Origin of the sequence: Rhodococcus sp. 4CII, assembly GCF_014256275.1 — a bacterium.
GTDB lineage: Bacteria > Actinomycetota > Actinomycetes > Mycobacteriales > Mycobacteriaceae > Rhodococcus_F > Rhodococcus_F wratislaviensis_A.
Genome location: NZ_JACCFE010000002.1, coordinates 7,793,573 through 7,805,125, shown reverse-complemented (window position 1 = coordinate 7,805,125; position 11,553 = coordinate 7,793,573). Strand labels below are relative to the sequence as shown.

Annotated in this window: 12 protein-coding genes and 2 pseudogenes; 11 read left to right on the top strand and 3 right to left on the bottom strand. The window is 65.5% G+C overall.

The window, feature by feature from the left end:
- The first annotated feature begins 28 nt into the window (after nt 1–28).
- From H0B43_RS36565 to H0B43_RS36545, 5 genes are all read left to right on the top strand, one after another.
- Nucleotides 29–2,014 carry an acetoacetate--CoA ligase gene (locus H0B43_RS36565; RefSeq protein WP_312034155.1) on the top strand — a complete coding sequence of 662 codons (1,986 nt, stop codon included), beginning with the start codon at nt 29–31 and terminating at the stop codon, nt 2,012–2,014.
- Nucleotides 2,014–2,808: an enoyl-CoA hydratase/isomerase family protein gene (locus H0B43_RS36560; protein WP_185730470.1), complete on the top strand. Its 795-nt coding sequence runs from the start codon at nt 2,014–2,016 to the stop codon at nt 2,806–2,808. Before H0B43_RS36565 ends, H0B43_RS36560 begins: the two co-directional genes overlap by 1 nt.
- A gap of 27 nt (nt 2,809–2,835) precedes the next feature.
- Nucleotides 2,836–3,015 (top strand): hypothetical protein, encoded by a 180-nt coding sequence (locus H0B43_RS36555; protein WP_185730469.1) that lies wholly within the window; start codon nt 2,836–2,838, stop codon nt 3,013–3,015.
- Nucleotides 3,012–3,269 carry a DUF3263 domain-containing protein gene (locus H0B43_RS36550; RefSeq protein WP_397517532.1) on the top strand — a complete coding sequence of 86 codons (258 nt, stop codon included), beginning with the start codon at nt 3,012–3,014 and terminating at the stop codon, nt 3,267–3,269. Before H0B43_RS36555 ends, H0B43_RS36550 begins: the two co-directional genes overlap by 4 nt.
- A 102-nt stretch (nt 3,270–3,371) precedes the next feature.
- Nucleotides 3,372–4,556 (top strand): thiolase family protein, encoded by a 1,185-nt coding sequence (locus H0B43_RS36545; RefSeq protein ID WP_185730467.1) that lies wholly within the window; start codon nt 3,372–3,374, stop codon nt 4,554–4,556.
- A gap of 682 nt (nt 4,557–5,238) precedes the next feature.
- On the opposite strand, the gene H0B43_RS36540 is transcribed toward H0B43_RS36545, so the two are convergent.
- Nucleotides 5,239–5,655, bottom strand: a complete 417-nt coding sequence (locus H0B43_RS36540; RefSeq protein WP_252190381.1) for a DUF4345 family protein — start codon at nt 5,653–5,655, stop codon at nt 5,239–5,241.
- Between the two features lie 26 nt (nt 5,656–5,681).
- The gene (locus tag H0B43_RS36535) at nt 5,682–6,257 is read right to left on the bottom strand and encodes a TetR/AcrR family transcriptional regulator (RefSeq protein WP_185730466.1); all 576 of its coding nucleotides are present in this window, start codon (nt 6,255–6,257) and stop codon (nt 5,682–5,684) included.
- A gap of 134 nt (nt 6,258–6,391) precedes the next feature.
- On the opposite strand from H0B43_RS36535, the gene H0B43_RS36530 reads away from it, so the two are divergent.
- The 6 genes and pseudogenes from H0B43_RS36530 (at nt 6,392) to H0B43_RS36505 (ending at nt 10,791) form a co-directional block, all read left to right on the top strand.
- Nucleotides 6,392–7,306, top strand: a complete 915-nt coding sequence (locus H0B43_RS36530; protein WP_185730465.1) for an alpha/beta fold hydrolase — start codon at nt 6,392–6,394, stop codon at nt 7,304–7,306.
- Nucleotides 7,303–8,304, top strand: coding sequence for an NADP-dependent oxidoreductase (locus H0B43_RS36525; RefSeq protein ID WP_185730464.1), 1,002 nt, complete (start codon nt 7,303–7,305; stop codon nt 8,302–8,304). Before H0B43_RS36530 ends, H0B43_RS36525 begins: the two co-directional genes overlap by 4 nt.
- Before the next feature lie 71 nt (nt 8,305–8,375).
- Nucleotides 8,376–8,588 (top strand): annotated as a pseudogene (locus H0B43_RS36520) (alpha/beta fold hydrolase); the annotation flags it as partial.
- A gap of 43 nt (nt 8,589–8,631) precedes the next feature.
- Nucleotides 8,632–9,450: an SDR family oxidoreductase gene (locus H0B43_RS36515; RefSeq protein ID WP_185730463.1), complete on the top strand. Its 819-nt coding sequence runs from the start codon at nt 8,632–8,634 to the stop codon at nt 9,448–9,450.
- Nucleotides 9,451–9,695: 245 nt separating this feature from the next.
- Nucleotides 9,696–10,251: pseudogene (locus tag H0B43_RS42980) on the top strand (ANTAR domain-containing protein); the annotation flags it as partial.
- A gap of 261 nt (nt 10,252–10,512) precedes the next feature.
- Entirely contained in the window at nt 10,513–10,791 is a 279-nt protein-coding gene (locus H0B43_RS36505; RefSeq protein WP_185730462.1) for an AMP-binding enzyme, read from the top strand.
- Nucleotides 10,792–10,890: 99 nt separating this feature from the next.
- Here H0B43_RS36505 and H0B43_RS36500 read toward each other — a convergent pair whose 3' ends face one another.
- Nucleotides 10,891–11,517 carry a TetR/AcrR family transcriptional regulator gene (locus H0B43_RS36500; RefSeq protein WP_185730461.1) on the bottom strand — a complete coding sequence of 209 codons (627 nt, stop codon included), beginning with the start codon at nt 11,515–11,517 and terminating at the stop codon, nt 10,891–10,893.
- Between the last annotated feature and the right edge of the window lie 36 nt (nt 11,518–11,553).

Here is an 11,553-nt window from a genome sequence, read left to right as displayed (position 1 = left end):
ATCCGTCGGTCGCCGCGCCTGCGGGAGTATCGACGGGTCGCCGCAGACCTGGTACCCCACCCGTGAGCGCACCGAGAACGCCAACGTGGAGGTCTTCCGCCGCTGGCTCAAGGCCAATCGGGGTCTGGACTTCGACGACTACACCGCACTCCAGCGGTGGTCGGCGACCGACATCTCACAGTTCTGGGGCGCATTGTGGGCGTACTTCGACATCGCTGCCGACTCCCCCTACGACCAGGTGCTCGTCGACGAGACCATGCCCGGCGCCCAGTGGTTCCCCGGAGCCACCCTCAACTACGTCGATCAGGCCTTCGCGCACCGCCACCGTGATGCCGTCGCCGTCATCGACGAAAGCGAACCCGGCGGCGCCGGTCGCCGCACCCTGTCCTGGGCGGAACTCGAGCGGCAGGTCGGTGCCGTCGCCGACACCCTGCGCCGGTCCGGAGTAGGACACGGTGATCGCGTCGTCGGATACCTACCCAACATCGCCGAAGCCGTCGTGGCGTTCCTCGCCACCGCCAGCCTCGGCGCGATCTGGGCCTCCTGCGGACAGGACTACTCCGCCCCGGCCGCTGTGGACCGCCTCGGTCAGCTCGAACCGAAAGCCCTGATCGCCGCCGACGGCTACCACTACGGCGGCAGGGCCCACGATCGGCGTGAGGCCATCGACTACCTCCGATCCCACATTCCCTCCCTCGACGCCACCATCGTCATCCCTCGAATCGGACTCGATACCGCCGGACTCGCACCGATCACCACCTGGGCCGAGGCCACCACCGGTGACACCGCACTCGAGACCACCCCCGTCGCCTTCGACCATCCGCTGTGGGTGCTGTTCTCCTCCGGCACCAGCGGACGCCCCAAGGGAATCGTCCACGGACACGGCGGCGTGGTGCTCGAACACCTCAAGTCCATGTCCTTGCACCTCGACATCTCCCCCGGCGATACCTACTTCTGGTACACCTCGCCGAGCTGGATGATGTGGAACTTCCAGGTCGCCGGCCTGCTGGTGGGCGCCACCATCGTCTGCTACGACGGCAGCCCCGGCTTCCCCACCACCGACACCCTATGGGCGCTCGCCGACCGCAACCGCGTCACCCACCTCGGCACCAGCCCCGCCTACCTGCAGGCCTGCGAAAAAGGACAGCACTCCCCCACCGCCGAGCACGACCTCTCCACGCTCGAAACGCTCGGCGTCACCGGCTCCGTGCTCCCCCCGGCCTCCTACCACTGGGTCGCCGAACACGTCGGATCCAACGTCCAGGTCGCGTCGATGACCGGCGGCACCGACGTCGTCAGCGCCTTCGCCACCGCCGTCCCCACCGTGCCCGTCCAGGCCGGGGAAATCCCCGTCGTCTCGCTGGGCGCGGCACTGGAAGCCTGGGACGAGGACGGCAACGCCCTCGTCGGCGACGTCGGTGAGATGGTCCTGACCAAACCGATGCCCTCGATGCCGGTGCACTTCTGGAACGATCCCGACGGCAAGCGGTACCGCGACGCGTATTTCGACACCTACCCCGGCGTGTGGCGGCACGGCGACTGGATCACCATCAGCGACCACGGCAGCGTCGTGGTCCACGGACGCTCCGACTCCACCCTCAACCGCAACGGCGTCCGGATGGGCAGTGCCGACATCTATCAGGCCGCCGAGAAACTCCCCGCGGTCCGGGAATCACTCGTCATCGGAGTCGAATACCCCGACGGGACCTACTGGATGCCGCTGTTCGTCACACTCGCCGACGACACCGTCCTCGACGACGACCTGACCCGCACGATCTGCGACACCATCCGCCGCGACGCCTCACCCCGGCACGTGCCCGACGAGATCCTCGCCGCGCCCGCGATTCCGCACACCCGCACCGGCAAGAAGCTGGAAATCCCCATCAAACGACTGTTCCAAGGCGCACCCGTCGACGCCGTCATCGACCCCCAAGCCGTCGACGACGCCACCGCCCTGCAGTGGTACATCGACCTCGCCGCCAGGCGAAACCGGACCTCGGAGGACACGCACTGATGGCACATCTCACCCACGAGCGCATCGCCTTCGCATCCGACGGTGCGATCGCCCGCATCACCCTTCACCGCCCCCAGCACGGCAATGCCTTCGACCTCCCGATGGCCGAAGACTTCCTCGAAGCCGCCGAACGAGTCCACGACGCATGTACAACCGGTCTGCGAGTGGCGGTCCTCGATGCCGAGGGACCGATGTTCTGCGTCGGAGGCGACCTGCAGAGCTTCGCCACCGCCGAGGACCGCAGTGCCCTGATGGACCAGGTGACCTCCACGGCGCACCGCGCGATCGAGTTGCTGACGACGGCGCCGGTACCGGTGGTCACGATCGTCCAGGGAACCGCCGCAGGTGGGGGCATCGGCATCGTGCTCACCGGCGACATCGTCATCGCCGCCGACACCGCGAAGTTCAAGATGGCCTACACCGCAGCGGGACTGAGCCCCGACTTCGGCAGCACCTGGCGCCTGACCCGCGATCTCGGGCTCGCTCGTGCCCTCGATCTGACCCTGACCAACCGCGTCCTCACCGCCGCCGAAGCACAGAGCTGGGGGCTGATCAGCCGGGCCGTGGCCCCGGACACCCTGCCGCAGGAGGCCGAATCCGTCATCGAGCAGTTGGCGGCAGGACCCACCCGGGCCTTCGCCACCTCGAAACACCTACTCCGAACGTCCGCCGCCCACGACTTCACCACCCAGCTCCACCAAGAGGCCGCGGCGATCACCACTCTGGTCGACGAACCCGCCGCGCACGAGGGAATAGACGCGTTCCTCACCCGACGCACCCCGCAATTCACCTGACACCCCTTTTCGAACCAGGACCGACCCATGCCCACACTGATGCTCGACGCCCTCGTCGCCGCCGCCGCGGTCACCCTCCGACTGTGCCTGCCCGAATCGGTCCGGGTCTCGATGACCGGCCTCTCCCGTCCGGCGGAGAAAGTTCGAATGTTTCCCCTGTTCAGCGTCGGATATCTGTCTGCCGATGACTCGTGGGCACAGCGATGACACGGCGAGCGCTGAGCACTGCCACGGCGGTCCCCGATCCCCTGACGCCGCAGGAGCGGCGCGTGCTCGAGTTCGCACGAACGTGGGCACCATTCGGGGAGCCACCCGACGGCGAGATCTTCGTCGAGTTCGGAGTCGATCCGACCCGCTTCTACCGCGACCTCCTGCGCATTCTCTCGACCCACTGCCCGTCCTGCCTGCTCGCACCCGCCGAACGCTCACAGGTGTTGCAACTGGCGAACAACCACACCTGACGGCCGGTCGTCGTCTCGCACATAACGCCGACCGCGACCGCGCACAGGTCAGCGCACACACTCAATTACCCCGCCGCACAATCCACTACAGATCGGATCTTCATGACCTCCCCTGACCGCATCCTGATCGTCGACGGCGCCCGCACACCCGTCGGCAGCTTCGGCGGCGTCCTCAAGGACGTACCCGCCCACGAACTCGGTGCGACCGCCGCGACGGCGGCCCTCGACCGCGCCGGTGTCACTCCCGACGCCATCGGCGAGGTCGTGATGGGCTGCATCGGCCAGGTCGGCCCCGACGCCTACAACGCCCGACGGGTCGCCCTCGCCGCCGGACTCCCGAAATCCACCCCCGCGTACACCGTCAACCGCCTCTGCGGCTCCGGCCTGCAAGCCGTATGGTCCGCAGCCATGCAGATCCGCTGGGGCGGACTGGACATCGCGCTGGCCGGCGGCGACGACAGCATGTCCCGGATGCCGTTCTACGACTTCAATGCCCGAGCCGGCTACAAACTCGGAGACCGCGCACTCGTCGACGGCACCGTCGGAATGCTCACCGACCCCTTCCACGGAATCCACATGGGCGTCACCGCCGAGAACGTCGCCCGCAAATACAACGTCAGCCGCCAAGAACAGGACGAGTTCGCCCTGCAATCGCAACACCGCGCCGCCACCGACGCCGCGAAAGCCGCCTTCGCCGAGGAAATCACCCCCGTCGAGGTCGGCGGCCGCCGACCGGCCACCATCACCACCGACGAGCACCCCAAACCCGAGACCACCCTCGACACCCTCGGCACCCTGCGCGCCGCCTTCGAAAAGGGGGGCACCGTCACCGCAGGAAATTCCTCCGGCATCAACGACGGCGGCGCCGCCCTCGTCCTGGCCCGCGAATCGACCGCACACGAGCGCGGCCTGACCGGGCTGGTCACCCTCGAGGCCGTCACCACCTCCGCTCTCGAACCCGACGTGATGGGCTACGCCCCGGTCCTCGCCCTGAAGAAACTGTTCGAACAGACCGGAACCACCCCCAGCGACATCGACACCATCGAACTCAACGAAGCCTTCGCCGCCCAGGCCGTCGCCGTCATTAGGGACGCCAAACTCGACCCGGACAAGACCAACCCCTACGGCGGCGCCATCGCACTCGGCCACCCCGTCGGCGCCACCGGAGCCATCCTCACCCTCCGAGTCGCGAAGGATCTCGTCCGACGCGACCTCGAACTCGGCATCGTCACCATGTGCATCGGCGGCGGCCAAGCCCTCGCCGCACTGCTCCGCCGAGTCCACTGAACCCACCCCTCCCCACGACACCGTTCATACAGGCAGGTGTCGTGCATCCCGTGCACGCTGTCGCCGACACCGGGGGACAGCGTGCACGGACGCGTAGCGATCGCCAGCTCCGTTGCACAGAGCAGGTCGCCCCACTATCACAGGTTCGACACTCGACATGGGCGGGCGCATGCCGGCGTCACCGAGACCCCCGGCACCGTCGCGTCTCAGGCGATGTCGGGGTGGGCTGCACACACCGACGCGGCATGTCGCCCGCTGCGATGCACATGCAGTCCGCGGTCCGAGATGTGTTCGTCCACCCCCGCCGACCCTGCGCATTCGGTGGAAGCGCGCCGGGGCGAGGGCGGCGGTGCAGGCGCAATACGCCCTCACTCAACGACATCGCGCCGTGGGTGGGATCTCCGTGGTGTCGGTCTTCCGCGGGAGGTGGTTCCCGACCTGCTCGCCCGCTCCAGCATGGGTGCCGGTCCGCGAAGGCATGCGGTAACAGGCGGAAGACGTTAACCCGGCGGCCTCGTTCATGCTCCGCGGCGAGGTGTCGTCCAACTGCGCGCGCCGCGAGTGGGACGACGACAAGTATGTGTCGGTGCGACTACACAGGCAGCACTACGGGGCCAACACCGTCCCAATTGAGACGGAATCCCGAGACGCACTTACTCCCCGCCACCACCAAACCAGCTCATTATCGAGAACCGGCGCCCTGAATTGCGAAACGCCGTCGCCAAGCCAGAATTGCCGGCACGACGCCGACCTCGAGCCCAATGGCAACCATCCCGACGGGATGCGGACGTCCGGCCTGCTTCCACGACCACAGCCGCGCCAATCCCCCCGCGAACACTGCCGCCAAAGCAGCGGTGACCGCAGGCGAATCCTCCACCGCACCCAATCGAGAGAGGATGATCGGACCGACAGCAGCCTTGAACACGTTGGCGTATCGGAGCTCTCCGTCGATTACCGCAGAAACCTCGGGTATGTGCCCGGGTACTGCATCCGCACCCAACAGAACCTGCTGCACCCCGCTGATGGTCGGGACCAACGCCATGAGCCCGAGGGTCCACTGCATGCGGGTTCGGGTGCGGTCGCGCGTGGTCGTTGTCATTGACGTCTCTTTCCCAGTCGGTTGCTTCATTTATCGAGTAGGCGAAACGCGGTCGTGAGCCCGGCCGCGAGAATTTCGTTGGACAGCCTCGGGTCCGACACCGCCCGCGACAACTGCAGGGTCCCGATCAGGCTCGACATCAGGCCTATCGCAACCGTGCGCGCCGCGGCCGTATCGTCGATGTAAGTACGACTTGAGACGATGGCGATCATGGCCGCGAGTCCGTCCGTGAACGATTTCTGCACAATCGGTTTCGACCGACTGATCTCGCTGAGCAGGGCAGCGGACGGACATCCGTTCTCACGCTGGTCACGATGACTCGCCGACAGATAGCCCTCGATGTAGGACTGCAACGAGTGGCCGTCGTCGGGTAGCGCCCGCAGAGTATCCAGCTGCTTCGTCAGCTGATCGGCCAAGACCACCGCGACGAGTTCGTCCTTCGACGCGAAGTGCGCGTAGAAGGCGCCGTTGGTCAGCCCGGCGTCGGACATCAACGCACTGACCCCTGCCCCGTCGATCCCATCCTGCTTCAGACGTCGACCCGCCGCCTCCACCACTCGAGCGCGCGTCTGCGCCTTGTGCTCGCTGCCGTATCTCGCCATGTCGATGATCCTCCGCACTGCCGCGTCCTTGCCCTACCGAAGTCTATCCGATAACCTTACGCCCATAATAGTATGAGCGTACTTCAATCGAGCTCTCACAGGCCAGGCTCACTTGCTTCGGATAGAGGACAGACATGGCAACCAACCACGGTGCACCAGCCGACACCCGCACCTGGACCACGGTCCCGACAAAATCCGTCCTCGCAGGCGGCGTGAACTTCGCGTACCGCGAGCTCGGCCCCACGGGAGGCGTGCCGGTGGTGTTCCTGCACCACTTCGCCGCCGTCCTGGACGACTGGGACCCCCGCATCATCGACGGCATCGCCGCGCATCACCACGTCATCACGTTCGACAACCGCGGCGTCGGCGCGACCGACTCGAAGGTCCCCGCCGATCTCGAGCAGATGGGACGTGATGCGGTTACGTTCATTCGAGCGCTCGGTCACGACAGCGTCGACCTTCTCGGGTTTTCTCTGGGCGGTGGGGTAGCCCAGATGGTCGCCCTGCAGAATCCGACACTGGTTCGGCGAATGGTGTTGGCAGGAACCGGCCCACGCGGCGGCGGCGGTATCGACCACATGGGCAGGATCGTCGGCCTTGCCTACCTCAAAGCCGCCCTTGCCCGCAAAGATGCCCGACACTTCCTGTTCTTCCCACGCACGACCGAAGGCAAACGCGCCGCCGACGCCTATTTCGCCCGGCTCGCCGAACGTGTCGTCGACCGGGACACACGCATTTCGATGCAGGCCCGCCTCGCACAGTTGAAAGCAATCATGGGCGGCGGGCAGGCAGCACCCGACGACCTGTCACAGATCACCGCGCCGGTGTTCGTCGCGAACGGCGACCACGACCTCATGGTCGCCAGTGAGCACTCCGCCGACCTCGCGCGGCGTCTTCCCAATTCGCAGTTGACGATCTACCCGAGCTCGGGACACGGCGGCATATTCCAATACCACCGCGAATTCGTCCCGGAAGTGCTCGCATTCCTCGGCGATGAGCCGCACACCGCCGCCGCGTCCTCCGCGACCAACACTGGCGATCAGTCGTGAAAGCCTTCGCCTTCGCTGCGTACAAGCGGCCGCTGCAGGAAACGACCGTGCCGGAACCGATCGTGGGCGACCATGACGTACTCGTCGAAATTCAGGCAGCCGGCCTCAACCAGCTCGACGAGAAGATCCGCATCGGCGAGTTCAAACAACTGCTCCACTATCCGACGCCGTTGACTCTCGGACACGATCTGGCCGGTACCGTCATCGGAGTCGGCGCCCGCGTTCGACAGTTCTCCGTCGGCGACGAGGTCTACGCGCGCCCCCGCGACGGCCGAATCGGCACCTTCGCCGAACGCATCGCCGTCCACGAGGACGACCTGGCGCTACGACCGACGTCGATCAGCGTGGTCGACGCCGCCTCACTCCCCCTCGTCGCGCTCACCGCCTGGCAAGCTCTCGTCGACAGAGCGAATGTGCAACCCGGGCAGAAAGTTCTGATCCACGCCGGTGCGGGCGGAGTCGGGTCGATCGCGATCCAGCTCGCCAAGCATCTCGGGGCGAGCGTCGCCACCACTGCCAGCGGACGAAACACCGACTTCGTCCGAGAGCTCGGCGCCGACGTCGTCGTCGACTACCGCACCGAAGATTTTGCAGACGTTCTCGACGGGTACGACGTGGTCGTCGACAGCCTGGGTGGGGACAACCTCGAAAGATCACTGCGCGTGCTCCGGCCGGGCGGCAAGGCAATCGGTATCGCCGGCCCACCCGACCCTACGTTCGCCCGGACCGCCGGCGTCAATCCGATCGTTCGTCTCGCGATCACCGCCCTGAGCCGCAAAATACGCAGACAAGCCGCGAAAGCGGGCGTGAGCTACGAATTCCTTTTCATGCGTGCCAGCGGTGCGCAACTACGCCGCATTGCGGAACTCGTCGACCACGGCGCGATCCGTCCGATGGTCGGACGAACGTACCCCTTCCATCAAACACCGGAAGCACTCACGGCCCTCGCCTCGGGTGGCCTCCGCGGCAAAGCCGTCATCACCCTGCCCACCGCCTGACCTCGCAGCCCGGAGACCACCCCATGAGTACCTCGAACAACCACGCCGCCGCCTACGCGTCAGCGCCGACAAAGACCACCCCGTCGGATCTATCACGCATCACCGCCGACACCCTCATCGCCAACGGCGACCACGACCGCATGGTCCCCACCCCACTGTCCGAAGATCTACGACGCCGCATCCCCGGCTCCGAACTGATCATCTACCCCGACTCCGGCCACGGCGGAATCTTCCAATACCACGACAGGTTCGCTCCGGTCGCCGTCGAGTTCCTCGGTCACTGAACACCTCTCGGTACACACGCCCTCTTGGATCGGAGAAGAACACATGCCCTCAGTACTCGTCACAGGAGCCGGCCGAGGCATCGGTCTGGCCATCACCCACCGCATGAGCGAAGCCGGGTGGACCGTCTACGCAACCGCCCGCTCGGAGTCGGCCCTTGCCCGCCTCGACCAGCTGCACCACGTCCACGCGGTCCCACTCGACATCACCGATCGACCGGCGATCGCGGCACTATCACGACACCTTCCAGCACGGCTGGACGCCGTGGTCAACAATGCCGGCATCATCGTCAGCGGACCGGTCGAAGGCCTCGCGATCGAGGACCTCTCGCGTCAGCTCGACGTCAACGTAGTCTCGCAGATCGCCGTCACCCAAGCCGTCCTGCCCGCGATCCGAGCAGCACACGGCCGCATCGTGTTCATGTCCTCGGTCAGCGGGCTGATCACCACCCCCGGCACCGGCGCGTACAGCGCATCGAAATACGCGATCGAATCCCTCGGTGACGCACTGAGAATCGAACTGCGTCCGTGGAAGATCCCCGTCTCACTGATCGAACCCGGACCCATCCGTACCGACATGTGGGAGGGAATGCTCGACGACTACGACGCCATGACCGCGAAACTGAGCCAAGAGAATAAGGCACTTTATGCAGCGCACCTCTCCGGTAGCCGCAAGCTCCTGGGGCGAATGCAAAAGATCGCTGCTCCACCGAAGCGCGTCACCAAAGCCGTCCACCATGCCCTGACGTCGCCGCGCCCCAAACGGCGCTACATCCTCGACACCACAAGTCGCGTCCAAAAACTGGCCGTAGCAGTAACGCCCACACCGGTCACCGACAAACTGCTCGCCGCAGTGACGACGTGACCTCACCTCAGACAGATCGGGTCGTCGACGCAGTACCCCATTCGATATTTTGAGCCCGGTGACACATTGACTTGATCGTCCGCGAATCATGCACCACGTTTCAGCACACGGTTCGGGTTCGGTGCATACCCCTGGAGGCGCAAACGGACCACCGCGGTCGCGCCGTCAGAAATTAGTTTCCTGTACGCGACCGGCTTTCCGCTCTTCACCCTCCCGCCGAACGGCGGTGATGCACCGGGCCAACTTACCAGCCGGGCGAGATCACTCCCACCACCGAACTTCTGCTCTCCCACAAGCACCCAGACGACCACGCACAGGTCGCCGCCTCTTCGACGAGGTGATCCACGCCGACGAGCCGTTCAGCAGCAGACACCGTATCATGGAGACCGACCATCGCATCCACCACGAGATCGTGGTCGGCATCGAATGCTCGACGAGGACGATCAGGTCATCGGCACCTCCGGGTACTACATCGACGTCACCGAAACGTCGGAAACAGACCTCCGCGTCTTCAACGCGGCACACACCGAGGCCGTCGCCGAACTCGAACATCCCGGGCGGTGACGAGCAGGCCAAGGGTGCCGTCATGCTCGTCTACGGCGTCTCCACCGAACGCGCCTTCGGAATCCTCACCTGGCGCTCACAGCAGACCAACACCAAACTCCACACCCTCGCCGAGCGACTTCGTCGACACCCTCACCGCCGAGGCGACCCTGCCCGAGTCGTTTCCGGCCACGGTTCGACCACCTCCTCCTCACCGCACACGAGCACCACGACACACCGCAGGAAAAACGGGACTGACAGGCGACCCCGCACGGTGGAAACACATGGCGGGACCCGGACGAGTGCGAGCCGGGGTAAACCGAGTCGCTGTACACACAGAACCACTGGGAGTGGCTCGTCACCTATCAAGGCGCCTGGAAGCCGGCCCAGTCATCAACCCGATCAACGTCATGTTGACCATCGACGAAGTGGAATACGGTTCTACGAAATGCTCTTCGGCGGCGGCCCATCTATCCGACAGAGATCGAGCGGGTCCTGAGCGCGCACCCGGATATCACCATGGTGAGCGTGGGTGCCGTCCCCCACTCCGTCAAGGATGAACTCACGTGCACCTACGTCGTCCGTGCAACCGGCTCGGAGTTGACAGAGGACGAATCCATCGATTTCTCGGCACAGCATCTCGCCGCATACAAGCGGCCACGGATGGTCCGATTCGTCATCAACCTTCCGAAGACATCGATCGGAAGATTCTGCGCCGCAAACTTATCAATGCCTTCGAATCCTGAGTCGAATCATTGCGTTCGCGAAGGATCACCATGCACTCGGCACTCGCATTAGGTTCAAGTGGTCCCTTCTCGTCGTACCGACGGATTGTCGACAAATGATGTCCGTTGTGATCGGCGGCGACTGCGGTGTGGTGGGCGGTCTTTCGCGTGGTTAGTCGGTGCGCAGCAAGCCGTGGAGCAGGAGGTCGCCGAGTTCTCCGAAGGCATCGGCGGCGGACAGTCCGGTGCGCTCGAGGAGCACGCCGGACTGGACGGCGTCGATCGCCAATGCCACCAACTGGGCGGCGAATGCGGCGTCGGTGGCCCGGAAGTGCCCGGACTCGACGCCCTCGTCGATCAATTCGTGCACCCGCTGCGCGGCCTGCGCGGTATTGCGGCCGTAAATCTCCGCTGTCGGTGCGTACGACACCATGTCGTCGTAGAACGCCCGCGAGTTGCGGCGCATCGCCGATGCGACACCACCGAGATACGTCGTGATCCGCTTACGCGGATCGGACTCGTCGGCAACGGCGGCTTCGATCTCGTCCGCGGCGGCGCCGAAGAAGTGTTTGGTGGCGGCGATGACGAGTTGCTCTTTTGTCGACGCCACGCTGTAGAGGGTGGCCTTGGAGCACCGCAAACGCTGGGTCAGGTCGTCGACGGTGACCGACGTGAACCCCTCCGTCAGGAAAATTTCCTCGATCCGCGCGAGCAGTTCGTCGCGGCGGGCGGTGTCGACGCGTCGACGCCGCGGGGTGTTCATCGTCGCGCGGTTCGGCGTCGCTCCTGCACGTGCCATGTGGTCGAGTGTTTCACAATCGCGGGCCTCTCGAAT